26 protein-coding genes are annotated in these 24,486 nt (G+C 70.4%); 10 read left to right on the top strand and 16 right to left on the bottom strand.

Annotated features, from left to right (window positions below):
• The first annotated feature begins 8 nt into the window (after positions 1–8).
• From ACBJ59_RS58545 to ACBJ59_RS58525, 5 genes are all read left to right on the top strand, one after another.
• Entirely contained in the window at positions 9–950 is a 942-nt protein-coding gene (locus tag ACBJ59_RS58545; protein ID WP_375118635.1) for an NAD-dependent epimerase/dehydratase family protein, read from the top strand.
• A 222-nt stretch (positions 951–1,172) separates the two neighbouring features.
• Positions 1,173–2,528, top strand: coding sequence for an HD-GYP domain-containing protein (locus ACBJ59_RS58540; protein ID WP_375118634.1), 1,356 nt, complete (start codon positions 1,173–1,175; stop codon positions 2,526–2,528).
• Positions 2,525–3,817 (top strand): HD-GYP domain-containing protein, encoded by a 1,293-nt coding sequence (locus ACBJ59_RS58535; protein ID WP_375118633.1) that lies wholly within the window; start codon positions 2,525–2,527, stop codon positions 3,815–3,817. Before ACBJ59_RS58540 ends, ACBJ59_RS58535 begins: the two co-directional genes overlap by 4 nt.
• Positions 3,818–3,938: 121 nt before the next feature.
• Positions 3,939–5,303 carry an acetyl/propionyl/methylcrotonyl-CoA carboxylase subunit alpha gene (locus tag ACBJ59_RS58530; protein ID WP_375118632.1) on the top strand — a complete coding sequence of 455 codons (1,365 nt, stop codon included), beginning with the start codon at positions 3,939–3,941 and terminating at the stop codon, positions 5,301–5,303.
• 32 nt (positions 5,304–5,335) lie between these two features.
• Positions 5,336–5,548, top strand: coding sequence for a biotin/lipoyl-binding carrier protein (locus ACBJ59_RS58525; protein WP_375118631.1), 213 nt, complete (start codon positions 5,336–5,338; stop codon positions 5,546–5,548).
• Here ACBJ59_RS58525 and ACBJ59_RS58520 read toward each other — a convergent pair.
• A complete protein-coding gene (locus ACBJ59_RS58520; protein WP_375118630.1) occupies positions 5,538–5,918 on the bottom strand; it encodes a thioesterase family protein in 381 nt (126 codons plus the stop codon). The two genes, ACBJ59_RS58525 and ACBJ59_RS58520, sit on opposite strands and share 11 nt — an antisense overlap.
• A 256-nt stretch (positions 5,919–6,174) precedes the next feature.
• On the opposite strand from ACBJ59_RS58520, the gene ACBJ59_RS58515 reads away from it, so the two are divergent.
• Positions 6,175–7,815: a protein kinase gene (locus ACBJ59_RS58515; RefSeq protein WP_375118629.1), complete on the top strand. Its 1,641-nt coding sequence runs from the start codon at positions 6,175–6,177 to the stop codon at positions 7,813–7,815.
• A 6-nt stretch (positions 7,816–7,821) separates the two neighbouring features.
• Here the strand turns inward: ACBJ59_RS58515 and ACBJ59_RS58510 are convergent, their stop codons facing one another.
• The 6 genes from ACBJ59_RS58510 to ACBJ59_RS58485 all read right to left on the bottom strand — a co-directional run bounded on the left by ACBJ59_RS58510 (position 7,822) and on the right by ACBJ59_RS58485 (position 13,663).
• Complete coding sequence (locus ACBJ59_RS58510) at positions 7,822–9,468, bottom strand: acetolactate synthase (RefSeq protein WP_375118628.1); 1,647 nt, start codon at positions 9,466–9,468, stop codon at positions 7,822–7,824.
• A gap of 58 nt (positions 9,469–9,526) precedes the next feature.
• Positions 9,527–10,315, bottom strand: a complete 789-nt coding sequence (locus ACBJ59_RS58505) for a DUF4097 family beta strand repeat-containing protein (RefSeq protein WP_375118627.1) — start codon at positions 10,313–10,315, stop codon at positions 9,527–9,529.
• Positions 10,312–10,968, bottom strand: a complete 657-nt coding sequence (locus ACBJ59_RS58500) for a response regulator transcription factor (RefSeq protein ID WP_364125839.1) — start codon at positions 10,966–10,968, stop codon at positions 10,312–10,314. Before ACBJ59_RS58500 ends, ACBJ59_RS58505 begins: the two co-directional genes overlap by 4 nt.
• Positions 10,959–12,119 (bottom strand): sensor histidine kinase, encoded by a 1,161-nt coding sequence (locus tag ACBJ59_RS58495; protein WP_375118626.1) that lies wholly within the window; start codon positions 12,117–12,119, stop codon positions 10,959–10,961. Before ACBJ59_RS58495 ends, ACBJ59_RS58500 begins: the two co-directional genes overlap by 10 nt.
• Positions 12,120–12,199: 80 nt before the next feature.
• A complete protein-coding gene (gene bioD, locus ACBJ59_RS58490) occupies positions 12,200–12,913 on the bottom strand; it encodes a dethiobiotin synthase (protein ID WP_375118625.1) in 714 nt (237 codons plus the stop codon).
• A gap of 30 nt (positions 12,914–12,943) precedes the next feature.
• On the bottom strand, positions 12,944–13,663 hold the full coding sequence (locus ACBJ59_RS58485) for a GntR family transcriptional regulator (RefSeq protein WP_080045341.1): 720 nt from the start codon (positions 13,661–13,663) through the stop codon (positions 12,944–12,946).
• Positions 13,664–14,169: 506 nt separating this feature from the next.
• Between ACBJ59_RS58485 and ACBJ59_RS58480 the strand changes: the two genes are divergently transcribed.
• Complete coding sequence (locus ACBJ59_RS58480; protein WP_375118624.1) at positions 14,170–15,639, top strand: histidine kinase N-terminal domain-containing protein; 1,470 nt, start codon at positions 14,170–14,172, stop codon at positions 15,637–15,639.
• A gap of 44 nt (positions 15,640–15,683) precedes the next feature.
• On the opposite strand, the gene ACBJ59_RS58475 is transcribed toward ACBJ59_RS58480, so the two are convergent.
• Both ACBJ59_RS58475 and ACBJ59_RS58470 read right to left on the bottom strand, forming a co-directional pair.
• Positions 15,684–15,938, bottom strand: coding sequence for a WhiB family transcriptional regulator (locus ACBJ59_RS58475; protein WP_364125850.1), 255 nt, complete (start codon positions 15,936–15,938; stop codon positions 15,684–15,686).
• A gap of 265 nt (positions 15,939–16,203) precedes the next feature.
• Positions 16,204–17,169 (bottom strand): diacylglycerol/lipid kinase family protein, encoded by a 966-nt coding sequence (locus ACBJ59_RS58470; RefSeq protein ID WP_375118623.1) that lies wholly within the window; start codon positions 17,167–17,169, stop codon positions 16,204–16,206.
• A 90-nt stretch (positions 17,170–17,259) separates the two neighbouring features.
• Here ACBJ59_RS58470 and ACBJ59_RS58465 point away from each other — a divergent pair, with 90 nt between their 5' ends.
• Complete coding sequence (locus ACBJ59_RS58465) at positions 17,260–17,643, top strand: hypothetical protein (protein WP_375118622.1); 384 nt, start codon at positions 17,260–17,262, stop codon at positions 17,641–17,643.
• 33 nt (positions 17,644–17,676) lie between these two features.
• Here the strand turns inward: ACBJ59_RS58465 and ACBJ59_RS58460 are convergent, their stop codons facing one another.
• From ACBJ59_RS58460 to sodN, 3 genes are all read right to left on the bottom strand, one after another.
• Positions 17,677–18,456, bottom strand: a complete 780-nt coding sequence (locus ACBJ59_RS58460; RefSeq protein WP_171074665.1) for an RNA polymerase sigma factor SigF — start codon at positions 18,454–18,456, stop codon at positions 17,677–17,679.
• Positions 18,457–18,473: 17 nt separating this feature from the next.
• Positions 18,474–18,911: an anti-sigma factor gene (locus ACBJ59_RS58455; RefSeq protein ID WP_364125859.1), complete on the bottom strand. Its 438-nt coding sequence runs from the start codon at positions 18,909–18,911 to the stop codon at positions 18,474–18,476.
• A 128-nt stretch (positions 18,912–19,039) separates the two neighbouring features.
• Entirely contained in the window at positions 19,040–19,441 is a 402-nt protein-coding gene (gene sodN, locus ACBJ59_RS58450) for a superoxide dismutase, Ni (RefSeq protein ID WP_148442130.1), read from the bottom strand.
• 17 nt (positions 19,442–19,458) lie between these two features.
• Between sodN and ACBJ59_RS58445 the strand changes: the two genes are divergently transcribed.
• On the top strand, positions 19,459–19,827 hold the full coding sequence (locus ACBJ59_RS58445) for a S24 family peptidase (protein WP_375118621.1): 369 nt from the start codon (positions 19,459–19,461) through the stop codon (positions 19,825–19,827).
• A 100-nt stretch (positions 19,828–19,927) separates the two neighbouring features.
• On the opposite strand, the gene ACBJ59_RS58440 is transcribed toward ACBJ59_RS58445, so the two are convergent.
• The 4 genes from ACBJ59_RS58440 to ACBJ59_RS58425 are packed head-to-tail and all read right to left on the bottom strand — an operon-like array spanning position 19,928 to position 22,840.
• Positions 19,928–20,353, bottom strand: coding sequence for a CGNR zinc finger domain-containing protein (locus ACBJ59_RS58440; RefSeq protein WP_375118620.1), 426 nt, complete (start codon positions 20,351–20,353; stop codon positions 19,928–19,930).
• Between the two features lie 58 nt (positions 20,354–20,411).
• Positions 20,412–21,155, bottom strand: a complete 744-nt coding sequence (locus ACBJ59_RS58435) for an amino acid ABC transporter ATP-binding protein (RefSeq protein ID WP_375118619.1) — start codon at positions 21,153–21,155, stop codon at positions 20,412–20,414.
• Positions 21,152–21,979: an amino acid ABC transporter permease gene (locus tag ACBJ59_RS58430; RefSeq protein WP_375118618.1), complete on the bottom strand. Its 828-nt coding sequence runs from the start codon at positions 21,977–21,979 to the stop codon at positions 21,152–21,154. Before ACBJ59_RS58430 ends, ACBJ59_RS58435 begins: the two co-directional genes overlap by 4 nt.
• A gap of 3 nt (positions 21,980–21,982) precedes the next feature.
• A complete protein-coding gene (locus ACBJ59_RS58425; protein ID WP_375118617.1) occupies positions 21,983–22,840 on the bottom strand; it encodes an ABC transporter substrate-binding protein in 858 nt (285 codons plus the stop codon).
• Between the two features lie 263 nt (positions 22,841–23,103).
• Here ACBJ59_RS58425 and ACBJ59_RS58420 point away from each other — a divergent pair, with 263 nt between their 5' ends.
• The gene (locus ACBJ59_RS58420; protein WP_375118616.1) at positions 23,104–24,312 is read left to right on the top strand and encodes an NADP-dependent malic enzyme; all 1,209 of its coding nucleotides are present in this window, start codon (positions 23,104–23,106) and stop codon (positions 24,310–24,312) included.
• Positions 24,313–24,486 lie beyond the last annotated feature (174 nt).

Below are 24,486 nucleotides of genomic sequence, written 5' to 3'. Positions count from 1 at the left end.
TTCACCCCATGCGCGTGTTGGTCACCGGGGGTGCCGGGTTCATCGGTTCGAATCTCGTCGATCGCCTGCTGGCCGACGGCCACGAGGTGGACGTGGTGGACGATCTGTCCTCCGGCAGCAGGGACAACCTGGCCGGCGCCGCGACCAGCGACCGGTTCAGGTTGCACGAGATGGACATCCGCGATCAGGCCCTCACCGGCCTGATGGCGGAGCTGCGGCCGGAGGTGGTCTGCCATCTGGCCGCGCAGATCAGCGTGCGCAAGAGCGTGGCCGACCCGGCGCACGACGCCCGGCTCAACGTCGAGGGCACCGCGTCCGTGCTCGCCGCGGCCCACGAGGGGCGCGCGCGCAAGGTGGTGTTCGCCTCGTCGGTGGCCGTCTACGGCCGCCCGGCGACGATCCCCGTGCCCGGTGACGCGGCGACCGACCCGCGCTCGCCGTACGCCGCCTCGAAGCTGAGCGGCGAGATCTACCTCGCCACGTTCCGCGCGCTGCACGGCATCGAATACACCACGCTGGTGCTCTCCAACGTCTACGGCCCGCGCCAGTCGCCGGACGGCGAGGCGGGAGTCGTGTCGATCTTCACCGACTCCCTGCTCAAGGGCACGCCCACGGTCCTCTACGGCGACGGCACCCAGACCCGCGACTACATCTACGTCGACGACGTGGTCGACGGCTTCGTCCGGGCGTGCGGGCAGGACGGCGACGGCCGCCGGTTCAACCTCGGCACCGGCATCCAGACCACCGACCGCCGCCTGCACTCGCTGATCGCCGACGCGGCCGGCGCCCAGGACAAGCCCGGCTTCGCGCCCCCGCGCCCGGGCGACCTGCCGGCGATGGCGGTCGATCCGGTGCCCGCCCACGACGGGCTCGGCTGGCAGCCGCGCACCGACCTGCCCACCGGGTTGAAGAAGACCGTCGAATGGGCTGCCGCGCGTCGCACCAGGTAGTTGATTGATTACGCTTTGCTTGCGATTTCCGACTCCGCCCATGCGGTTGCGCCGTCTTCTGTAGCGTGAACCCCAGAAGTCGACGTGGAGGCATGTGGATGTTGAAGGTGACGGTCGCCCGGCTGCTCACGGCCATCGTGCTGATCACTCCGGTGGTCATGGTGGTCGGCGGGGTGGTTCCTCCCGGGGTGTCCTGGACCTGAACACCGTAGGGGGGCCGCAATGCGTGATCTGCCGTGGCCCGCAAGGGTCTATCTGGTCGCCGTGATCGGCGCGGCGGCCGCTCTCATCGCACGTGACGTGATCGTCTCCGGCACGCCCGTGGCCACGGAGGACCTCGACATCCTCCTGGTCCTCGCGCTGCTGTTCCTGGTGTGCGAGTCGATGCCGACGCTGCTCAACGTGGAGCAGTTCGCGGTGTCGGTCAGCTTCTCCGCCGCGCTGGCGGCCGTGGTGCTGATCGGCCCGGAGGGCGCGGCGGTGGTGGGGCTCACCGCGGTCCTCAGTGTGCGGCCGGGGCTGCCGCTGGTCAAACGGCTGTTCAACGGCGCCCAGTTCGCCATCTGCGGCTACGTGGCCGGGCGGGTGTACGAAGCGCTGCACGGCAAGGTGGGAGTGCCGGACGTCAACGCGTTCGACGACCTCATCGGCCCCTACGCCGCCGCCACCGCGGTCTTCGTGCCGCTCAACATCGCGCTCACGCTCACCATGATCGGGCTGGCCACCCACGTGCGGGCCACCGAGGTGCCGCTGCGGGGGATGGCGCAGTTCCTGCTGTCCTACCTGGGCTACGGCACCTTCGGGCTGCTCGTGGCGGGGTTGTGGGCCACCGTGGCGTCGATCTCGGCCGTGCTGGTGCTGCTGCCGCTGTTCGTGGCGCGCTGGGCGTTCGGCCAGTATCACGCGCAGCAGCGCTCCTACGACGCCACCATCGCCGCGCTCTGCCAGGCGGTCGAGACCAAGGACTACTACACCAGGGGCCACTGCACGCGCGTCTCGCACGCCTCCTCGATGATCGCGCAGGAGATCGGCATGGGGCTGGATCGGGTCCGGGCCATCCGCTACGCGGGCATGCTGCACGACGTCGGCAAGCTCGGCGTGCCGACCAAGGTGCTGCAGAAGGACGGGCCGCTCACCGAGGAGGAGTTCGCCGCGATCCAGCTCCACCCGATGCGGGGGCTGGAGATCGTGCGCGGGATCGGCTTCCTCGACGAGGCGTACGCCGGGATCATGCACCACCACGAGCGCCACGACGGCACCGGCTACCCGATGGGCCTGGCCGGTGACGAGATCCCCGAGTTCGCCAAGGTGATCGCGGTGGCCGACGCGTTCGACTCGATGACCTCCGACCGCTCCTACCGCGGCGCCAGGCCGGTCCCCGAGGCCGTGGACGAGCTGCGCAAGAGCGCGGGCACCCACTTCGACCCCGTGATGGTGGCGGCCTTCATCCGGGCCCTCGACCGCGAGCCGTGGCAGCCGCCGCGTCGCGTGGACCCGCCGCCGCCCGAGGCCACCGAGACCCCGATCAAGGACCATGACGACCCGACCATGCCCATCCAGGTCGTGATGGGGCCATGATCACCACAGAGCGCGTCAGGCGTACCGATCGGTCGGTGAACACCGTCCTGCGCAGGCTCGACTCCGGGCAGCTGCTGCTCATCTGCGCGGCGGGCCTGGTCGCGCTCGTGGGCGTGGCGCACACCGCCGCCGTCGGGCTCGACCGCCCGGAGATCGCGGTCGGGTTCGGGGCGCTGATCGCGGTGGGCGAGCTGGCCAGGCTGACCATGCCGGGCAACCGGGAGGTCGCGCCGATCGGCGCCGCCGCCGCGCTGGGCTACACGCTGCTGCTCGACCTGAGCCAGAACCCGCTGAGCCACTCCGCGCTGCAGGTCGTCGCCGTGATCGCGGTCGGCATGATCGCGGGAGCGCTGCCGCACCTGGCGGTGGGCCGCCCGCCGCGCCTGGACGCCATGGCCAGGCGGCTGCTCACCGGCGCGCTGCTGGCCTTCGCCTTCCGGCCGCTGGCCGGCCCACTCTACGAGCTGACGAAGGAGCCGACCAGGACCTGGTGGCCGGCGCTCGTGGTCATGGTCACGCTCATCGCGATCACCCTGCTGATCGACGTGCTGATCGCCGCCATGCTGCGGGCCGAGCAGGTCCGTACGGCGTTCAGGGTGGCCGTGCGCGACGAGCTCAACATGGCCTTCCCCCTGGGGGCCGCCGTGGCCTCGTCGGGCGTGCTGCTGGCGCTGGCCACGCACAGCATGGACCTGGTGGCGCTGCTGGTGTTCGCCGCGCCGCTCCTGGTGACGCAGGTGGCCTTCCGCAAATACGCCGGGATCCGCGCCACCTACCTGCAGACCGTCCGCGCCCTGTCGCGCGTCACCGAGGTCGGCGGCTACGTCGAGCCCGGCCACTCGCGCCGGGTCAGCCGCCTGGCCGTGGCCATCGGCAGGGAGCTGGGCATGGCCGAGCCGGAGCTGCTCGAGCTCGAATACGCCGCGCTGATGCACGACATCGGCCAGCTCTCGCTGCGCGACCCGATCCCGGGCGGCGCCACCGTGCTGACCGAGCCCGAGCAGGCCCGCCGCATCGCCGAGCTGGGCGCGGAGGTGATCAGGCAGACGGGCGTGCTCGACCGGGTGGCCGAGGTGGTCAGCCGGCAGTGCGATTCGGTCACCGACGACCCGCCGCTGTCGAGCCGCATCATCAAGGTGGCCAACGCCTACGACGACCTGGTGGGGCCGTCGACCGACCGCGACCGCGGGGGTGCCGCGCTGGAGCGCATCCGCCTGTCCTCGGGGAGCGCGTACGATTCCCATGCGGTCGAGGCGCTCGCCCGGGTGATCGACCGCGGGCGGGTCTGACCTCTACAGCCTGCCCGGCCTCCAGGGGGCCGCCTTTGTGGGGTTCCTACAGATCGTGCTCACCGGATCGGTGGTTAAGGGGGAAAGGGGTCAAGCCGGTCGCGGTCATAGGGTGGTCGGCGTGCTTATCGAGACGCTCGGACCCGTTCTGATCGCCAACCGGGGGGAGATCGCGCGGCGGATCATCCGCACGGTCAAGCGGATGGGGCTGCGCGCCATCGCGGTCCACTCCGAGGCCGACGCCGACCTGCCCTTCGTGCGCGAGGCCGACGAGGCCGTGCTGATCGGCCCGGCCCACCCGGCGCAGAGCTATCTCGACATCGCGAAGGTGCTGGAGGCGGCCCGCGCGACGGGTGCGAAGTCGGTCCACCCCGGTTACGGGTTCCTCGCGGAGAACGTCGCGTTCGCCCGTGCCGTGATCGACGCCGGGATGGTCTGGATCGGGCCGTCGCCCGAGGCCATCGACCGGATGGGCGACAAGATCAACGCCAGGAACCTCATGGAGGACGCCGGCGTGCCGGTCGCCGCGGGCACCCGCGCGCCGGTCACCGATCTGTCGCTGGCGCTCAGGGCCGCCGATGCGATCGGCTACCCGGTCATGGTGAAGACCGCGGCCGGCGGCGGTGGCATCGGGATGAGCGTGGCCCACGACGACGAGGGGCTGGCCAAGGCGTACGAGCAGGCGGCCAGGGCGGCGGCCCGGTTCTCCGGCGACGCCCTGGACGGCCCGGCCGTGCTGCTGGAGCGCTATGTCGAGCGGGCCCGCCACGTCGAGGTGCAGATCCTCGGCCTGCCCGGCGGCCGGGTCGTGGCGCTGGGCGAGCGCGACTGCTCGGTGCAGCGCCGCCACCAGAAGGTCGTCGAGGAGTCCCCCTCGCCGGGCATCACCCCCGAGCTGCGCGAGCGCATGCTGGCCGCCGCCGTGCGGGCCGGCGAGGCCGTCGGCTACCTGGGCGCGGGCACGGTCGAGTGCCTGGTCGACGCCGACGAGCAGGACTTCGTCTTCCTGGAGATGAACACCCGGCTGCAGGTGGAGCACCCGGTCACCGAGCTGGTCACCGGGCTCGACCTGGTCGAGCTGCAGCTGCGGGTGGCCGCCGGGGAGAGCCCCGAGGTGCGCGCCGAGCCCAGGGGGCACGCGATCGAGTTCCGCGTCTACGCGGAGGACCCCAAGCGGTTCCTCCCCGGCCCTGGCAAGATCACGATCTGGGACGAGCCGTCCGGCGACGGCGTACGCGTGGACTCCGGCTACGAGGCGGGCAACACGGTCACGCCGTTCTACGACCCGCTGATGGCCAAGCTCTGCGTTCACGGCGCCGACCGGGAGGACGCGTTGGCCAAGGGGCGCAAGGCGGTCGCCGCGTTCACCGTTGAGGGACCGAAGAACAACCTGCCATTCTGTGCAGAGCTGCTGGAGAACGCGGAGTTCGCCACCGGCGACTACGACACGGGTCTGGTCGCGCGGATGCGCTCCTGGACCGCATGAGATCGTTGATTCATTGGAAGAGGGGAGTCCCGGTGGCTGAGGTACGCGCAGAGATGGTGGCGAATGTCTGGAAGGTCGTCGTCAACGAGGGCGACAGCGTCTCCGACGGCGACACGCTCGTCATCCTCGAGTCGATGAAGATGGAGATCCCCGTGCTCGCCGAGGACGACGGCGTGGTGGCGCAGCTCAAGGTGGCCGAGGGAGACGTGATCCAGGAAGGCGACCTGATGGCCGTCATCGAGTAGCGCGGGCCAGGAACCTGGCGCGATCGACCACCACGCGCTCGATCGTGCCCTTGCCCACGACGGCGTGCTTGTCGTGGGCCTCGAAGGCGAAGACCAGGCGCCGGCCGTCGACCTCGGTCAGCTCCACGCTGACCTGGACATGGGTGCCGAGCGGGCTGGCGGCCAGGTGCTCGAGCTCGACCCGGGTGCCGACGGACGTCTCGCCCGGTGCGAGGTGCCGCTCGACGGCGCGTACGGTCGCCGCCTCGGCCAGCGCGAGCAGCCTGGGCGTGGCCAGCACCGGCACGTCGCCGCTGCCGATCCGCTTGGCGGTGTCCTCCATCTCGACCATGATGAGGACCTGCGAGCGGAGACCGGGAGCGAGCGTCATGAGATCAAGCTTATGGCGGGCCATATTGTGCGCCACCAACGGTCGCCGAGTTCCCGGAAACGCGGACAAGTGCGGGCGTAAGGCTCCAGGATAGGCTTTGTACGGCTTGAGGCATTTAAGTGGCATGTGGGACAGGTGAGTCGTACACTCTCTGAGTTCCGTGACCACTGTGTTACCTCACCGCGATAAAAGTTCGCTTTGTTGGAGAACCGCGGGGTGGGAGAGGTTACAGAGGTAGGGGGGTAGCGGGGGAATCATGGTGGCCCAAGGGACGACGCTGGCGGGGCGGTATCGGCTGGACACCCGCATCGGCGCCGGTGGCATGGGCGAGGTGTGGCGAGGCGAGGACGTCGTGCTCGCACGCACCGTCGCCGTCAAAGTGCTGCTCCCTGGGCGCATGGAGGACCCCGGCTTCGTCGCTCGCTTCCAGGGGGAGGCGCGGGCGATGGCCACGATCAACCACTCCGGGGTCGTCGACGTCTACGACTACGGCGTCAGCGGCGACACCGTCTACCTCGTGATGAAGTTCGTCGACGGCGAACCGCTCGACCGGCTGCTGGGCCGGCTGGGCCGGATCCCGCCGCAGCCTGCCATGGAGCTGATCGCGCAGGCCGCGTCGGCGTTGCAGGCCGTGCACGACCGCGGGATCGTGCACCGCGACGTCAAGCCGGGCAACCTGCTCGTCCAGCGCGACGGCACGCTCGTGCTCACCGACTTCGGCATCGCGCGCTCAGACATGGCCAACCGGCTCACCGACGCCGGCATGGTGCTCGGCACGGCCGCCTACTGCGCACCCGAGCAGGCCGAGGGTGCCCCCGTGACGCCCGCGGTGGACATCTACGCGCTCGGCGTGGTCGCTTACGAGTGCCTGGTGGGCCAGCGGCCGTTCGACGGCGACAGCGCGGTCACGATCGCGCTCAAGCACATCCGCGAGGCCCCGCCGCCCCTGCCCCAGGAGATCCCCCAGGCGGTGCGCACGCTGGTGGAGATCGCCCTGTCCAAGGATCCGGCCAGGCGCTACCCGAGCGCCCGGGCGATGAGCGAGGCCGCCCGCGCGATCGCCAGCGGCCAGGTGCCCGCCGTGCCGGAGCTGTCCACCGGCGTCACCATGGCGCCGCCTCCGGAGGCGTACCAGCCGCAGACGGCCCAGCACCAGGCCCAGCACCAGGGGCTGCACCAGGCGGGCCAGCAGCACGACCCGAACCCCTACCAGACGGGCGTCAGGATGGCGCACGACGACACGGCGGTCAGCGACCGCCGTGGGGGGAGCCGGCGCGCGGCCAAGGCGCCGCGCCGGACCGGGCTGATCGCGGGCATCGCCGCGGCCGTGGTGCTCGGCGCGGGCGCCACCGCGGTGGCCCTGACGGGCATGACCACCGGCGAGCCGACGCCGACCATGACCGGCGAGTCCGTGAGCAATTCGAAGAGCACGCCGAAGACGAGCAAGCCCCAGGTCAAGACGTCGGAGCCCGAGCCGGAGGAGACGAGGCAGCAGCCGAAGCCGGCCACCACCCGGCCGACGCCGAAGATCACGCCCACCCCGGAGAAGACCGACGAGCCGGAGGAGTCGCCCAGCCCCTCGCCCAGCGTCACGAAGTCGCCGACGAAGTCGCCGTCGGGCACCCCCACGCCGACGGGGAACAAGGCGCTGGTGCCCAAGGTGGTCGGGATGAACTTCCTGATGGGGCAGGAACGGATCGAGGCCGCGGGCTTCCAGGCGCGCGTCGACGACCAGACCAGCACGACCAACGGCCTGCGCTGCGGCAGGATCACGCAGACCGTGCCGGCCGGCGGCGTGGCGCTCGAGAAGGGCAAGCCGGTCAAGCTCGTCGTCGTGGACGGCGTCTGCCCGGAGAACTCGCCGATGCCCACCCCGACCCCCACGCCCAAGCCGTAGGGCCGCTCACACCCCCGTCGTGTTGCGGGGGTAGGCGACCTGCGGGTCGGTCGCGATGTTCACCATGTACGGGATCCCGGAGTCGAACGCCCTGCGCAGCGCCGGCCCGATCTCCGACGGCTTCGTGACCAGCTCGCCGCCGCCGCCCAGTGCGGTCACGACCTGGTCGTAGCGGCACTGCGGCTGCAGCTCGGCCGCCACGTCGTAGCCGTACAACATCTGCATGGGGTGCTTCTCCAGGCCCCAGATGCCGTTGTTGCCGCAGATCATGACGACCGGGAGCCGGTGGCGTACGAGGGTGTCGACGTCCATCAGCGAGAACCCGGCGGCGCCGTCGCCGAGCAGCAGCACCACCTGCGAGGACGGCCTGGCCAGCCGGGCGGCGATGGAGTAGCCCAGGCCGGTGCCCAGGCAGCCGTACGGGCCCGGGTCGAGCCAGTTGCCGGGCTGCTTGGGCTCGACGTATTTGCCGGCGTAGGAGACGAAGTCGCCGCCGTCGCCGATCACCACGGCGTCGTCGGCCAGGACCTTGCCCAGCTCGCCGTACACGCGCATGGGGTGGATCGGGTCGGAGCCGGCGGCCAGCAGGTCGGCGTCGCCCGCGATGGCCGCGGCGGCGGCCGCGGACAGCTTCGACACCCACGGCGAGTAGGAGTCCGGCTTGACCCCCGCCTCCCCGCAGGCCGCGCCGAGGCTCCAGAACACCACCGAGAGGTCACCGGCGGCGGAGGCGGCCGGCTGCATGTGCGTGGCGAGCTGCGAGGGCGCGTCGGCGATGTGCACCACCCTGGCCAGCGGCGCGCCGTCCTTGCCGCCGAACCAGCCGTAGCCGAGGCGGAAGTCGAGCGGCGTGCCGACCACGATCACCAGGTCGGCCTGGGCGAAGGCGAGGCCGCGGGCCCGGGTGACGAGCAGCTCGTGCCCGGAGGGCAGGATGCCGCGGCCCTGGCCGTTGGGGATGACCGGCAGCCGCCACGTCTCGGCGAAGTCGCGGGCGGCCTCCTCGGCGCGGTCCATCCAGACGTCGGAGCCGTAGACCAGCACGGGGCGCTCCGCCTCGGCCAGCAGGCGCGCGATGCTCGCCAGGTCGTCGGGGTCGGGCTCGTACGGGGAGGGGGTCTGCGTGTGCACCTCGTGCACCGGCGACGGGGAGAACAGGTGGTCCATGTAGAAGTCGAGGAAGACCGGGCCGCGGTGGGGCGCGACGGCCGTGCGGAAGGCCACCTCGACGTCCTGGCCGACGGAGTCGGCGCCGGCCGCGGTGAAGGAGAGCTTGGTGATCGGCTCCAGCAGCGGCGGGTGGTCCATCTCCTGCAGGGCGCCGCTGCCCCAGCGCGACTGTGGTGCCCGGCCGCCCATGACGACGACCGGCGAGCCGTTGAAGTGGGCGGTGGCGACGCCGCTGACGCCGTTGGTGATGCCGGGTCCGGCGGTCAGCACCGCCAGGCCGGGGCTCCTGGTCAGCCTGGCCGTCGCCTCGGCGGCGAAGACCGCGCTCTGCTCGTGGCGTACGTCGAGGATGCGCATGCCCTCGTGCACCGCGCCGTCGTAGAGGGGGAATACGTGCCCTCCCGACAGGGTGAACATGGTCTCGACGCCATAGGCCTTGGACACGGCGACGGCAGCGTCACCGGCGTGCTTCGCAGACTCCATGCCGGGAACTTACCAACCAGTCACACGCGTAAACAGTCCTTGGGGATCGCGTGGATCTTCATTCGCAACACACGGCGATGACGGACACCGCGCCGCCCGGTGCCCTGGCGGTGATCTTCCGGGCCGTGCCGGGCTTCCTTTCGACGTTGATCGTGGTGTTGGCGGCCACCGTCGTCACGTCGTACACGTCGCGCGGCACGTTCACGCTGACGTCGCCCGACGTCCGCACCACCGCCTTGACCTCCGTGGGCACGTCGGAGAACGACAGGTCCACGTCGCCGGAGCCGACCTCCACGTCGGCCTTCCCGCCGCCGCTGAGCTCCTTGGCGTCGACCAGGCCGGTGCCGGTCCTGGCCCACAGGTCGCCGGAGACCGAGCGGACGCGGATGTCGCCGGACACGGAGGTCAGCCGCACGTCGCCGAAGAGGTCGTCGACCATCAGGTCGCCGCCGGACGTGCCGGCCTCGAGGTCGGTCTCCGGCGGCACGTACAGCATGTAGTCCGCCTGGCAGATGGGACCCGTCGGCTGGTCGAAGCCGGGGCAGACCGCGTCCAGCCGCAGCGTCCTGGTGCGGGTGTCCCAGTCCTCGGTGACCGTCGGGCGGTCCCGCGACCACCGCAGCGACCTGTGGATGAGCAGCTCGCCCGCCCGGCCCGACAGGATGAAGAGGTTCACCTGGCCCTTGCCCGCCTTGATCCGCACCTCGGGGTACTCGAACGGGATGGACCTCATGGTGACGTCCGTCGGCGTCCTGGCCCTGGCGAACCCGCGCCAGAGTCCGACGCTGGACAGCACCAGCGCGGCGACCGTCACCACGGCGCCCGCCGTCAGCCACGCGCCCCTCATGGCAGACTTCTGATCTTGAGGAACTGCAGGACGGCGAGCACGCGACGGTGGTCGCCCTCGGCGGGCGACAGGTCGAGCTTGTTGAAGATGTTGCCGATGTGCTTGCCCACGGCTCCCTCGCTGAGCACCAGGGCCTGCCCGATGCCGGCGTTCGAGCGGCCTTCGGCCATCAGCTTGAGCACCTCGTGCTCCCTGGGTGTCAGCCGTTCGAGCGGGTCGCTGTTGCCGCGCAGCAGGAGCTGGGCGACCACCTCGGGGTCGAGCGCGGTGCCGCCCGAGGCCACCCGGCGCAGCGCGTCGATGAACTCGGCCACGTCCGCCACCCGGTCCTTGAGCAGGTAGCCGACGCCCCCGGTCGCGGCGGAGGCGAGCAGCTGGGCGGCGTAGCGCTCCTCGACGTACTGGGAGAGCACGAGCACGGCCAGCCCCGGCCGCTGGCGGCGCAGCACGAGTGCGGCCCGCAGACCCTCGTCGGTGTGCGTGGGCGGCATCCGGACGTCCGTGATGACCAGCTCGGGCCGGTGCTCCTCGGCCGCCCGCAGCAGCCCCTCGGCCTCGTCCACGGCCGCCACCACCTCCATGCCGGCGGCGTCCAGGAGCCGGATCAGCCCCTCCCGCAGCAGCACGGAATCCTCGGCGAGCACTACTCGCACGGCAGCTCCACCTCGATCGTCGTCGGTCCGCCCAGCGGGCTGGACAGCCGTAGCGCGCCGTCCACGGCGTCGATGCGCTGGGCCAGGCCGCGCAGTCCGGTCCCGCCGTCCAGCCGGGCGCCGCCACACCCGTCGTCGTAGACGAGCACGTGCAGGCGGTCCCGCTCGCGCCGCACGTTCACCTCGGCCCGGGTCGCGGCCGCGTGTTTGGCGATGTTGGTCAGTGCTTCGGACACGATGAAGAAGGCCACCGCCTCGATGGTCGGAGAGGTACGCCGCTCGATGTCGACGCGCAGCTTGACGGGGAAAGGGGCACGGGCGGTGACACCCGACAGCGCCGCGTCCAGACCCTGGTCGTTGAGCACGGCCGGATGCAGGCCCCGGACGAAGTCGCGCAGCTCCTTGAGCGCCTGTTTGGCCTCCTCGTGGGCCTGCTCGATGGCCTCGCGGGCCGAGTCGGGCAGATCGGTCAGGGTGGCCCTGGCCAGGCCGAGGTTCATGGCGAGGGAGACCAGCCGCTGCTGGGCGCCGTCGTGCAGATCCCGCTCGATCCTACGCCGCTCCGCGTCGGCCGCGTCGATCACGCCGGCCCGGCTCTCGGTCAGCGTCTCGATCCGCTGCCCCAGCTCCGAGCGGCTCGGCCCGAGCAGCGTACGGGCCACCGACAGGTCCAGCGCCGCCATGCCGCGGGCCAGGAGCGGCGCGAGGAGCAGCAGCACGAACCCCACCGTCATGAACACGCCCAGGACCCGGCCGTCCCTGAGGTCGAACACGAACTCCAGCGGCGGCTTCTGCAGCTTCGGCGGCAGGAAGGCCAGCAGTCCCACCACCGCCCCGCCCCACACCACCGCCACCAGGAAGGCCCCGGCCGCGCTCACGAACGGCGACAGCACGTGGTAGCCGATCTGCCGCCAGGTCGCCGGGTGCCGCCAGCTGCTCGGGGAGGGCACAGGAGGGATGTGCGCCCCGAGGAAGGCGTCGAACCTGGACCGCTGCACCGAGGTGAACGCCGGTACGGCCCGCACCAGCACGGGCGGCACCACGGCCAGCACGAGCGTCAGCCCGCCGAGCAGCACGCCGACCGGGACGCCGATCATCACGTGGGCCGTGTCGAGCCAGGCCCGTGCCGACCACGGACGGGGGACTTTCATGCCCATAACGGTATTGACCGGTGGCGGGGTCGCGAAATGGGTCTGGTGTGCCGGTGAATGGTAGGGCTAGCCCCACCCCCTCAGACGCTCTGCCTGAACCCCGCCGGGTCGAACGCGCCGCCGAGCGTGGCGCCCAGCCCCTTGCGCGCCACCTCCGCGAACGCCCGCCTGTCAGCGAGGCGGCCCGCGCCCTCGGGCAGCGCCCCGGCCAGGGGGCGGGCGGCGAGCATCTCCAGGTCGGCCACGTCACTCCGCTCGGCCTGCCCCGGCGCGGCGGGCCAGCGCCCGATGACGACCCCGGCCAGGTCGAGCCCGCGGTGGGCCATCGCCTCCAGCGTGAGCGCGGTGTGGTTGACGGTGTCGCCGCCCGCCCGCACGACGACCAGCACCTGCGCCTGGAGCGTACGGGCGAGGTCGGCGACGGTGGCGCCGTCCTCGTCGTAGCGGTCGAGCAGCCCGCCCGTCCCCTCCACGACCACCAGCCGGTTGCTCTCCGCCAGCTCCCGCACCAGCTCGGCGGCCCCCGCCAGCGACACGGGCGGCATCCCGGCGGCTCTCGCGGCGGCGGCCGGCGAGAGCGGGCCGGGGAAGCGGCCCAGCTCGAACGTGGTGGTGATGCCGGACAGCCGGATCACCTCGTCCACGTCGCCGGGCGCGCCGGCCGGGACGCCGGTCTGGGCGGGCTTGACCACGGCCGCCGTGGACCCGCGCGCCAGCGCGAGCGCCGCCAGGGCGGCCGCCACCACGGTCTTGCCCACGCCGGCGCCGGTGCCCGTGACGACGAGGATGCTCATGTGCCCAGCTTAGGAGTGCCGCGCGCGGCTTCAGGGGCGGCGCAGGCGGGTGACGAACTTGTACCGGTCGCCGCGGTAGAGCGACTGGGCCCACTCGACGGGGTTGCCGTCGGCGTCGAAGGCGTGGCGGGTGAGCAGGAGCATCGGCAGGCCGACGTCCACGCCGAGGGCCTTGGCGTCGTAGGGGGTGGCCAGGACGGTCTCGATGATCTCCTCGGCGTCCGTCAGCCGCACGTTGTAGGCGTTGTGCAGCGTCTCGTACAGCGAGGCGTGCACCTCCAGCTCGCGCCGCAGCCGGGGGAAGCGGCGCGCGGACAGGTGGGTGGTGTCGATCGAGACCGGCTCGCCGTTGGCCAGCCTGAGCCGGTGGATGCGCAGCACGCGACCGCCGGGGTTGATGGCCAGCCGCCGCGCCAGGGCCTCGTCGGCGGTGATGTAGCCGATCTCCAGGATCTTGGTGTCCGGTTCCAGCCCGGCCGTGCGCAGGTCTCCGATGTACGAGGTCAGCTGCAGCACCTGCGCGACCTTCGGTTGCGCCACGAACGTGCCCTTGCCCTGGATGCGCAGCAGCCGTCCCTCGACCACGAGCTCGGTCAGCGCCTGCCTGACCGTGGTGCGCGAGGTCTCGAACCGGACGGCCAGCGTGCGCTCGGGCGGCAGCGCCGTACCGGCGGGGAGGGTCTTGGTGAGCTCGAGCAGGGCCCGTTTCACGTCGTAGTACTTGGGAACGCGGGGGCTGTCGTCTGTCACGCTCTCACCTTCACTTCTGCCACGGCGGTGAGGGCGTGTCTGATCACCGCGAGATCATCGGAACTCACTTCGGCCCGAGTGGTCAACCGCGGGCTGGAGCGGTGGACCGGCGCCGGACGCGTACGGGTGCCGGCACGCGCGGATCCGGGCAGCTCAGGTTGATTGTGAAGGATATCCACAGCAGCGTGCGCGATCACAACCGAGGCCGGTCCACGCGCCGTGTCGCGGTAGGAGCACCTGCCCGTGTGGATCACCTCCGGCCGACCGTGCCCTGCCTCGTCCTGAGATCCGGGCGGCTTCGCAGTGTGACGGTTCTCACAATATGAGATTTCGGGATAAGACCAGTTGGGTGAACGATGCCGTATCTGTCTTCACTGTGCGACTGAGGGGGCGTGCGAACGCCCTATGGTGATATGCCCCGGGAGCGGCGAAGTCTGCCCGCAAACGTGCCGGTCTCACCGGGGGTCGGTTTGGTTGTTGCGCGGAAAAGCACGCATGATGCACTCGTGCCGACTCTCAGCGACCTCGTAGCCCGCCACACAGCGCTCGACGAGGCGGACCTCGACTGGCTGCACTCGCTGGTCTCCGACTGGCAGCTGCTGGCCGACCTGTCGTTCGCCGACCTCATCCTGTGGGCGCCGCTGCTGGGGGAGAACGGCTGGATCGCGATCGCCCAGATGCGCCCCACCACCGGCCCGACCGTCTATCACGACGACATCGTCGGCAGCGTGGCCGCCAAGGGCGAGCGCCAGCTCATCGACACGGCCTGGAACGAGCGGCGCATCTGCCGCGAGGGCGATCCCGACTGGTCCACCGGCGTGCCGGTCAGGGAGGAGACCATCCCCGTGCGCCGCGCGGTCGAGGGCGGCGAGGGGCGCTTCCTCGCGGTCATCCAGCGCTCCACCAACCTGTCCTCGGCCCGCACGCCCTCCCGGCTGGAGCTGACCTACCTGCAGAGCGCCTCCGACCTGGCGCAGATGGTGGCCGAGGGCCGCTTCCCGTTCTCCGGCGAGGAGCCGATCCTCGTGCGCTCGCCGCGCGTGGGCGACGGCCTGCTCAGGCTCGACCGGGCCGGGCGCGTCACGTACGCGTCGCCGAACGCCCTGTCCGCCTACCGCCGGCTCGGCCTGCACGCGGACCTGGTCGGCGCCGAGCTGGGCCGGGTCACGGCCACGCTGTGCTATTCCGACGAGCCGATCAACGAGGACCTCATGATCGTGGCCAGCGGGCGCGCGGCCAAGGAGACCGAGGTCGAGTCCGGCGGCACGATCGTGCAGCTCAGGGCCATCCCGCTGATCGTCGGCGGGGGTCGCATCGGCGCGCTGGTGCTCATCAGGGACGTGACGGAGCTGCGGCGGCGCGAGCGCGAGCTGATGACGAAGGACGCCACCATCCGAGAGATCCACCACCGGGTGAAGAACAACCTGCAGACGGTGGCCGCCCTGCTCAGGCTCCAGGCCAGGAGGCTCCAGGTGCCCGAGGGGCGGGAGGCGCTGGAGGAGGCCGTACGCCGGGTCGGGTCGATCGCGATCGTGCACGAGACGCTGTCTCATGCCCCCGAGGAGTTCGTGGACTTCGACGAGATCGCCGACCGGGTGATCGCGATGGCCGGGGAGGTGTCGTCGCCCGAGGTGGCCGTCATGCCGCGCCGGGTGGGCGGGTTCGGCGTCCTGCCCTCGCTCATCGCCACACCGCTGGCCATGGCGCTGACCGAGCTGTTGCAGAACGCGCTGCAACACGGGCGCCCCAAGAGGCTGGAAGTGGTCGTCGAGCCTACCCTCGAGCGGCTGAACGTGACCGTCTGGGACGACGGCCGGGGGCTTCCCGGGGGCTTCGATCTCGACAGCTCGACCAGCCTGGGGCTGCAGATCGTCCGTACGCTGGTGGAGGGGGAGCTGTCGGGGCGGCTCACCATCGAGCCACGCCTGGAAGGCGGCACCGAGGTCGTGCTGTCGATCCCGCTCCCGTCCAGCTGACGGCCCAGTTGACAGCACTGGGTGCCGTCGTTGTGTGAGGGTTTTCAGGCGGTGGCGCGGGCGCGGGCGCGAGCGGAGCGGCGCTTGACCGCGCGGCGCTCGTCCTCGCTCAGACCGCCCCAGACGCCGGCGTCCTGGCCGGACTCAAGTGCCCACTTCAGGCAGGCCTCGACGGCCGAGCAGGAACGACAGACCTGCTTGGCCTCCTCGATCTGCATGAGTGCCGGGCCGGTGTTGCCGATCGGGAAGAACAGCTCGGGGTCCACGTCACGGCAGGCAGCTCGGTGGCGCCAGTCCATGCGTCCACTCCTTAGTAGATGGAACCTCTGGTCGGCTCCGTGCGGCTACTTTGTGAAGAGTTTCACTAACTCGCGCGAACAATTACCCGGATCCTGTGTGGGACCGGGGTCGTCCGCTGGTCATCGGAGGACCTGGGGTTGTTAAAGGTCCTACGTTCCGACATCCAGAGCTTTTCAGCCACGGAGAGTGCACGCAAGGGGGTTGACGGGAAGTTTTGGCGGTTATGGATGTCGGATGCGTCACACAATGACCGAATGTAACCATCTAGACCAAAACTTGTAACGCGTTCGGTGTAGACCGGAATGTTACGGTTTCGCGTTCCCCCAGGTAGTCCCCGTCCAGCTGGAAGGCCACAGGGCGGCTCGCCGTGAGGGTGAACTCGGGCTCGTCATGGAGCTGGACGAGGTGCCGGCCGGACGGGAGGATGTCACTCTCCGTGAGGATGTGCCGGATCACCGGCGCGAGCGTCATGAGCCCCATGCGCCGTAGCCCCAGGAGGTCGAGCCCGGTCTCGAAGCCGGCCCACGGGGTGGGCCGGACGGGCCTGCTGCCCACGTAGGTCCACGGTGAGGTGTTGGAAACGATGGCCATGAACACCCCTCTGGCCGTCGGGATCCCGGGACCGGTCACGGTCATCGCGGGATGCCGCTTGTCCGTGGCCAGATAGTGCCGTAGAGCGGTGTTCACATACCGGGTCGGAGTAGCTTTACGGCCGGTGCCCCGCAGGCCCTCTACGGCCCGTACAACCTCTGCGTCGTATCCCATTCCCGAACAGAAGGTGAAATATCTGCTCTGGCCCTCCCAAAGGGCTTGGCCCAAACCCACGGTCCTGCGCCGGCCCTCCCTGAGCGCCTCCAGCACCACGCCCGTGGACTCCACCGGGTCGTTGGGCAGGCCCAGCGCGCGGGCGAAGACGTTCGCGCTGCCTCCGGGGATGACGATGAGCCCGGGCCGCCCGGCGCTGGGATCGCCGTCGGGCCGGACCTCCTCGCCGTTCACCGGGTTGAGCAGGCCGTTGACGGCCTCGTTGATCGTCCCGTCGCCGCCCAGCACCGCCACGACGTCGTAGCCCTTGGCGCGCGCCGTGGCCGCCAGCGACGCGGCATGACCGCGGTAACGGGTCTCCTCGACGGCGAGCTCCACGGCTGCGCCGAGCGCGCGGATCAACACGTTCCGCGTACGGGCGTTCGTGGTGGTGGCCTTGGGATTGACCAGCAGCATTGCGCGCATAGCGCCAGCGTAACCGCTGATCCTTGTCCGCCTTATCGGCCGAACGTCCTATTTTCCGGCCCGACCGGCCCGAGAGGTAGGGTACGGACCGTGAACGGTCGCCCGCTTACCCTCCTCGCCGCCGCCGCAGTCGTCGCCCTGGAGGGCCTGATCGCGCTCGGACTCGGCGTCTTCGTCGTGGTGGAGACCCTGACCGGGACGCCCGACGACCTGACCACCGCGCTGGCCGAGGCGGCGTTCGGGCTGCTGATCGGCGCCGGCCTGCTCTGGGTGGCCTGGGGCGGGCTGTTCAGGATGGAGCGGTGGGGGAGGGCGCCGGCCGTGCTGACCCAGATCTTCATGCTGCCCGTCGGCGGCACGCTCGTCACGTCGGACCAGCCGCAACTCGGGATCCCGCTGATCGTGGTCGCCCTGGCGGGGCTGGTGACCCTGCTGGCGCCTCCCACCACCCATGCTCTCTACGGCGATGGCTGATGCCCTTTCCGCACGTGACGTGCGGAAAGCCGGCTAGTCGTCGGCCGTCAGGCCCTCGCGCAGCTGGGCGAGCGTGCGGGCCAGCAGGCGCGAGACGTGCATCTGCGAGATGCCCAGCTCGGTCGCGATCTGCGACTGCGTCATGTTGCCGAAGAAGCGCAGCAGCAGGATGCGCTTCTCGCGCGGTGGCAGCCGCTCGAGCAGCGGTTTGAGCGACTCGCGATATTCGACGCCCTCGAGCGACTCGTCCACGATGCCGAGCGAGTCGGACACCGCGGGGGCGTCGTCGTCTCCCGAGTCGGGCGCGTCGAGGGACACGGTCGAGTAGGCGTTGGCCGACTCGAGCCCCTCCAGCACCTCCTCCTCGGTCATCTTCAGGTAGGAGGCCAGCTCGGCCACGGTCGGGGCGCGTCCCTCGCGCTGCGACAGATCGCTTATCGCCTTCGTCAGCGAGAGCTTCAGCTCCTGCAGGCGGCGCGGCACCCGGACCGCCCAGCCCTTGTCGCGGAAGTGACGCTTGATCTCGCCGACGATGGTGGGCGTGGCATAGGTGGAGAACTCCACGCCGCGATTGAGGTCGAAGCGGTCGATGGACTTGATCAGACCGATGGTGGCGACCTGGGTGAGGTCGTCGAGCCACTCGCCCCTGTTGCGGAAGCGGCGGGCCAGGTATTCGACCAGAGGAAGGTGAAGCTCGACCAGCTCATCCCTGATGCGCTGGCGGCGCGGCTCCTCGGGGCCCAGCTCGGCCAGCTCGGCGAAGAGCATGCGGGCGCGCACCCTGTCGGGCACGGCGTGTTCGCTGGTGGCCATGGCTCCAGTCCTTTCCGTCACGCCGGCCCCGCTGCACTCTGGGCCGCGCCTCGGCGCTTACGCAGGACGATCGCCATCCGATCGGCGGAGTCGGTCACCGCGTCGACGTCGTCGGCCAGGGCGGTCAGCACCATCCAGGCGAAGTCGTCGCGCTTGGGCGCGGAGCTGCCGACGGTGGCCACCTCGACCCTGACCTGCATCTCCTGCCCGGTGAGCTCGAACTCGGCGGTCAGGTCGGTGCCCGGCACCGCCTCGCTGAGCAGCATCGCGCAGGCCTCGTCGACCGCGATCCGCAGATCCTCGATCTCGTCCAGGGTGAAGTCAAGCCGGGCCGCCAGGCCGGCGGTAGCCGTACGCAGCACAGACAGGTAGGCACTCGCGGCGGGGAGCCTGATGCTCACCACATCGCGGATGCCGGCCACGCCCTCCGCGCGCGTCTCGGTTTCCTCGGTCACGTTCCTCCTCGCGAATCCGACGCTGACTGCAACTTACCGCCCCTGAGCGGTGGTTGGACTATTCAGACTCGCCATCAACGGAAAAGGCTCTGCGCGGCAGGTCGCCGCACAGAGCCTTATGTGCCGTTTTAGGCGGCCTTGGTCTCCCAGAAGATCTTGGAGATTTCGTCGATCTTGCCCAGGAGGTCCTCAGCCTTGGCGACCTCGACCGTGCCCTTGGCGCCGGCGGCACCCGCCAGCTTCGTGGCGTCCCAGAAGAGCTGGTGAAGCTGCGGGTACTGCTCGAGGTGCGGCGGCTTGAAGTAGTCGGTCCACAGCACCCACAGGTGGTGCTTGACCAGCTCGGCGCGCTCCTCCTTGATTTTGATCGCGCGGGCGCGGAAGACCGGGTCCTCGTTGGCCGCGTACTTCTCCATGATCGCCTTGACCGACTCGGCCTCGATGCGGGCCTGAGCGGGGTCGTAGACCCCACAGGGCAGGTCGCAGTGTGCGGAAGCGACATGCTTGGGTCGTAGCAGTCGTGCGAGCATCAGAAAGTCCTTCCTGGATGCTGAATCAGCTTGGTCCACAACCGACCTTACTCGTGTCCCAACGCCCGTGGAGTAGGGGGTCACAGCCCATGAGAGTGCGTGTCGAAGGGGATTCGATGCGTCCCGCGCTGGTGCCCGGTGACTGGCTCCTGGTCCGCCGGGGCGCCACCGTGCACCCGGGTGACCTCGTGGTGGCCAGGCTTCCGGACGATCCCGGCCGACTCATCGTGAAGCGGGCGCAGTGGCACGGAGAGGACGGCTGGTGGCTGGAGAGCGACAACCAGCGGGCCGGCGGTCGCCGTGACAGCTGGGACTTCGGTCCCGTGACCGACATCGTGGGCCGCGTGGTGCTGCGCTACTGGCCGCTCGTGCGGCGGGCCCGCTAGCGGCCGTCCAGGCGCCGCTCATGCGGCTGGCCCGTCGCTCAGGCGCCGTCCTTGCGGCGGGCCCGCCGTTCGGGCGCCGTCCTTGCGGCGGGCTCGTCGTTCAGGCGCCGTCCTTGCGGCGGGCGCGGAAGGCGGCCACGTTCGCGCGGCTGGCGCAGCGGGCCGAGCAGTAGCGGCGGGAGCGGTTGGAGGAGGTGTCGAGGAAGGCCAGCCCGCAGTGCGGCTCCTGGCACCGGCCGAGACGGTCCACGCCCAGCTCGGCGACGACGGCGGCCAGGCCCATCACGGCGGTCGCGGCCGGGTCCTCGGCGAGGTGGAGGTGCCAGCGGCGGCCGTCGTGGTCGGACAGCTGGGGGCGTACGGGATGGCGGTCGAGCAGGGCGTTGAGCCGCTCGGCCACGGCCCGCTCGTCACCGGCCGCGTCGAAGACGGCGGTCAGCTCGTCGCGCAGCCCCCTGAGCTCGGGTGGCGGGTCGGGGTCGTTCGCCAGCCGGACCGCCCACTCGGCGTAAGAGGTGAGGTCCATGCCGGTCTATTACAGCAGAGAGCGGGGCGACCGCGCGCGCCCCGCCCTCCGCGGTGGGCTACTCCTCGGGATGCAGGACGCGGCGCAGGAACGCACGGGTGCGCTCATGCTGCGGGTCGCCGATCACCTGGGCGGGCACGCCGTCCTCGACGATCACACCGCCGTCCATGAACACCACCCGGTCGGCCACCTCCCGCGCGAAGCCCATCTCGTGGGTGACCACGAGCATGGTCATCCCCTCCTCCGCCAGCTTGCGCATGACGGTGAGCACGTCGCCGACCAGCTCGGGGTCGAGCGCCGAGGTGGGCTCGTCGAAGAGCATCAGGTCCGGGTTCATGGCCAGCGCCCTGGCGATCGCGACGCGCTGCTGCTGCCCGCCCGAGAGCTGGCCCGGCAGGGAGTCGCATTTGGCGCCGACGCCGACCTTGTCCAGGTTCTCCCTGGCGACGACCTCGGCCTCCTTCCTGCTCCGCTTCAGCACCCGCTGCTGGGCGATCATGACGTTCTGCAGCGCGGTCATGTGCGGGAACAGGTTGAACTGCTGGAAGACCATGCCGATGCGGCGGCGTACGGCGTCGATGTCCACGTCGGGGTCGGTGACCTCGATGCCCTCCACGAACACCTTGCCCCTGGTGGGCGTCTCCAGCAGGTTCACGCAGCGCAGCAGGGTGGACTTGCCCGAGCCCGACGGGCCGATGACACAGACCACCTGGCCGGGCTCGACCGTCATGTCGATGCCCTTGAGCACCTCGTTCTTGCCGAAGTATTTGTGCAGGTCCCTCAGCTCGATGGCGTGCGTCATCGTGTGCTCCCCTTACGTCCCTCGAGCCGGGACGCGAGGTATCCCAGCGGGATGGTGACGATCAGGTACGTCACGCCGGCGACCATGATGGGCGTGGCGTTGGCGTACTGGGAGGCCAGGTCGTTGCCGAACTTGGCCAGCTCGACGTACTCGCCGGAGACGCCGAGGAACAGCACCAGCGACGAGTCCTTGAGCAGGGCCACGAACTGGTTGGTGGTCGGCGGGATGACCATCCGGACGGCCTGCGGGATCACCACGGTGATCTGGGACCGGGTGGCCGACATGCCCAGCGACCTGGCGGCCTCCGTCTGCCCCTTGGGCACGGCCTGCAGGCCGGCCCGGAACACCTCCGCCTGGTAGGCGGCGCCGACCAGGCCGAGCCCGAGGATGCCCTGTCCGTACGTGCCGAAGGGCACCTGGAACCCCGGCAGTGCCAGCGGCAGGAACGTGATCATCAGGAAGATCAGCAGCGCGGGCAGGCCGCGGAAGATCTCGATGTAGACGAGCGCGATCCACCGGTACGGCCGGACCTGCGAGAGACGCATGAGCGCCAGCAGCAGGCCCAGCACGAACGAGCACACGAATCCGCCGACCGCGTAGATGATCGTGTTGCGCAGCGCGACGGTGAACAGGTCGGGCAGCGCCTCACGCGCCACGTCGGGCTTGGCGAAGTTCTGGGCGAGGCTGCCCCAGTCCGCGTACAGGACGACGCCGACGAGCGCGGCGACCAGGACGAGGTACTGGATGCCGCGGCTGACCTGCTGCTTCTTCCGAGGGCTGAGCCTGGCACGCCCAGGCTCAGCCGTCTTCGGCTGGTCGGCCATGGATCAGCCCAGCTCGCCAGGCTTCTTGCCGAACCACTTCACGTAGATCTGCTCGTAGGTGCCGTCCTGCTTGGCCTTGGCGATCTCGTCGTTGATCGTCTTGAGCAGCGTCGGGTCGGAGCCCTTCTTCAGGCCGATGCCGTACTGCTCGCCGGTGTCGAGGCTGCCGATCAGCTCGAACTTCGCGGCGACATCGGGCTTCTTCAGCCAGGTGAGCACCACCGGGAGGTCCTGGATGATCACGTCGGCCTGGCCCGCCTGCAGGGCCAGCAGCTCCTTGGCCGAGTCGGCGTACTCGGTGGGGTCGAAGCCGTTCTTCTTGACGTACTCGAGGCCGGTCGTGCTGGCCTGGGCGCCCAGTTTGAGCCCCTTGGCCTTGACGTCCTCCAGCGACGTCGCGCCCGTCCCCTTCTTGGCCAGCAGTGCCTGCGTGGCGTCGAAGTAGGGCTCGGAGAAGTCGATGTTCTGCTTGCGCTCGTCGGTGATCGTCATGCCGGCGGCGGCCACGTCGCACTTGCCCGCGGCCATGGCGGCGCCACTCTTGATCACGGCGAAGTCGATGTCCACGATGTTCTGGGTCACGCCCAGCTTCTTCGCGGCGAGGTCGACGATGTCCACGTCGAACCCGACGATCTTGCCGCTCGCGTCCTTGAACTGGAACGGCTCGTACGGGATGTTCGTGCAGACCGTGAGCTTGCCGGGCTGCACCAGCTTGACGCCGCCCGCCGCGGAGGCGCTCGCACTGGTGGTGCCGCCGGAGCTCGAGCCGGTCTCGCCGCCGCACGCGGTCAGCGCGAGAACAGCTGTCAAGGCGAGCGCGCCGGCGGCGTAGCCACGGCGGCCCTTGGGTCTGAGGGCCATGTACGGCCTCCTCGATGTGAAATACCACGAAACTTGCGTTTTGTGCAGTTTAAGGGGGGTTTACCAGCGCTCCGTCATCCGGCGTTTAACGATGCGTCAACAGAACGGCGTCGTCTCCGACACCGAACACCATCTCACCATGTGGCACTATGGGGAGACGGGTGACCCCCGAACCCCCTCTCGAGATGATCGGCGAGGGGATCCTGGCAGCTACCGAAGCCAGCCCGCTCGCGCTCGTCCGCCGAAGGTCTCTTCCGCTACCAATGACTACAGGGGTCGCTGTGGCTGCCACGCCCGCTTCTGCTTCCGTCGAATCACTCGACCTCGATCCGGCATTCGCGCTGCACCGCGGAGGCAAGATCGAGATCCGCTCCACCGTTCCCGTCCGCGACGCGGACGACCTGGCCCTCGCCTACACGCCCGGGGTCGCCCGGGTCTGCACCGCCATCGCCGAGACGCCCGCTCTGTCCGACGACTACACCTGGGTCTCCAGGGTGGTCGCCGTCGTCTCCGACGGCACGGCCGTGCTCGGCCTCGGAGACATCGGCCCCTCGGCCGCCATGCCGGTCATGGAGGGCAAGGCGCTGCTGTTCAAGGAGTTCGCGAACGTCGACGCCGTCCCCATCTGCCTCGACTGCACCGACGTGGACGCGCTCGTCGAGACCGTGGTGCGCCTCGCGCCGTCCTTCGGCGGCATCAACCTGGAGGACATCAGCGCGCCCCGGTGCTTCGAGATCGAGGCCAGGCTGCGCGACCTGCTCGACATCCCCGTCTTCCACGACGACCAGCACGGCACCGCCATCGTGGTGCTGGCCGCCCTGCAGAACGCCGCCCGCCTGACCGGCCGCTCGCTGGGCGACCTGCGGGCCGTCGTGGCCGGCGCGGGCGCCTCGGGCGTGGCCGTCACCCGCATCCTCCTGGAGGCGGGCATTGGCGACATCGCGGTCTCCGACTCCAAGGGCATGATCTACGAGGGCCGTGAGGGCCTCAACCCGGTCAAGCAGGCGCTGGCCCGCGACACCAACAAGGCCGGCCACGCCGGCTCCACGGAGGAGGCGCTGGCCGGCGCCGACGTGTTCGTCGGGCTGTCGGGATCGACCGTGTCCGAGCAGGCCATCGCCTCCATGGCGGCCGACTCCATCGTGTTCGCCCTGTCGAACCCGACGCCGGAGGTGCACCCCGACGTGGCCGCCAGGCACGCCGGCGTGGTGGCCACCGGGCGGTCCGACTTCCCCAACCAGATCAACAACGTGCTGGCCTTCCCGGGGGTGTTCCGCGGCGCGCTCGACGTGCGGGCCACCACGATCACCGAGAACATGAAGGTGGCCGCGGCCAACGCGCTGGCGGGCGTGGTCGGTGACGACCTCTCGACGACGTACGTCATCCCCAGCCCGTTCGACGAGCGCGTCGCGCCCGCCGTGACGGCCGCGGTGGCCGCCCAGGCCCGGGCGGACGGCGTCGCGCGCCTGTGAGCCTCTGAGCTTGTGAGCCTGTGAGCGGGGGTCTTTCGGCCCCCGCTCACCCTTTTTGCGTCTCCACCCAGCTCGGAGGGGTCTTCGGGTTACTAGGCCGAGCCATGGGTAGGTGAGGTCCCCGTCCAGGAGCAAGAGCCGTCGGCCTGACCATGCGCAGAACCGGCGGAGGGT

It is taken from the genome of Nonomuraea sp. MTCD27, assembly GCF_041950495.1.
In the GTDB taxonomy this organism is placed as follows: Bacteria; Actinomycetota; Actinomycetes; order Streptosporangiales; family Streptosporangiaceae; genus Nonomuraea.
The sequence above is the reverse complement of the archived record's forward strand: the minus strand, read 5'-3'. Positions and strand labels throughout refer to the sequence as shown.

Coding starts and splice junctions, on each gene's coding strand:
- ACBJ59_RS58515 (WP_375118629.1), top strand. CDS start 6,175: ATGGTGGCCCAAGGGACGACGCTGGCGGGGCGGTATCGGCTGGACACC.
- ACBJ59_RS58445 (WP_375118621.1), top strand. CDS start 19,459: ATGCTGAATCAGCTTGGTCCACAACCGACCTTACTCGTGTCCCAACGC.
- ACBJ59_RS58505 (WP_375118627.1), bottom strand. CDS start 10,315: ATGAGGGGCGCGTGGCTGACGGCGGGCGCCGTGGTGACGGTCGCCGCG.
- ACBJ59_RS58510 (WP_375118628.1), bottom strand. CDS start 9,468: ATGGAGTCTGCGAAGCACGCCGGTGACGCTGCCGTCGCCGTGTCCAAG.
- ACBJ59_RS58420 (WP_375118616.1), top strand. CDS start 23,104: ATGACTACAGGGGTCGCTGTGGCTGCCACGCCCGCTTCTGCTTCCGTC.
- ACBJ59_RS58495 (WP_375118626.1), bottom strand. CDS start 12,119: ATGAAAGTCCCCCGTCCGTGGTCGGCACGGGCCTGGCTCGACACGGCC.
- sodN (WP_148442130.1), bottom strand. CDS start 19,441: ATGCTCGCACGACTGCTACGACCCAAGCATGTCGCTTCCGCACACTGC.
- ACBJ59_RS58440 (WP_375118620.1), bottom strand. CDS start 20,353: ATGGACCTCACCTCTTACGCCGAGTGGGCGGTCCGGCTGGCGAACGAC.
- ACBJ59_RS58540 (WP_375118634.1), top strand. CDS start 1,173: ATGCGTGATCTGCCGTGGCCCGCAAGGGTCTATCTGGTCGCCGTGATC.
- ACBJ59_RS58545 (WP_375118635.1), top strand. CDS start 9: ATGCGCGTGTTGGTCACCGGGGGTGCCGGGTTCATCGGTTCGAATCTC.
- ACBJ59_RS58430 (WP_375118618.1), bottom strand. CDS start 21,979: ATGGCCGACCAGCCGAAGACGGCTGAGCCTGGGCGTGCCAGGCTCAGC.
- ACBJ59_RS58475 (WP_364125850.1), bottom strand. CDS start 15,938: ATGGACTGGCGCCACCGAGCTGCCTGCCGTGACGTGGACCCCGAGCTG.
- ACBJ59_RS58425 (WP_375118617.1), bottom strand. CDS start 22,840: ATGGCCCTCAGACCCAAGGGCCGCCGTGGCTACGCCGCCGGCGCGCTC.
- bioD (WP_375118625.1), bottom strand. CDS start 12,913: ATGAGCATCCTCGTCGTCACGGGCACCGGCGCCGGCGTGGGCAAGACC.
- ACBJ59_RS58460 (WP_171074665.1), bottom strand. CDS start 18,456: ATGGCCACCAGCGAACACGCCGTGCCCGACAGGGTGCGCGCCCGCATG.
- ACBJ59_RS58535 (WP_375118633.1), top strand. CDS start 2,525: ATGATCACCACAGAGCGCGTCAGGCGTACCGATCGGTCGGTGAACACC.
- ACBJ59_RS58470 (WP_375118623.1), bottom strand. CDS start 17,169: ATGCGCGCAATGCTGCTGGTCAATCCCAAGGCCACCACCACGAACGCC.
- ACBJ59_RS58435 (WP_375118619.1), bottom strand. CDS start 21,155: ATGACGCACGCCATCGAGCTGAGGGACCTGCACAAATACTTCGGCAAG.
- ACBJ59_RS58520 (WP_375118630.1), bottom strand. CDS start 5,918: ATGACGCTCGCTCCCGGTCTCCGCTCGCAGGTCCTCATCATGGTCGAG.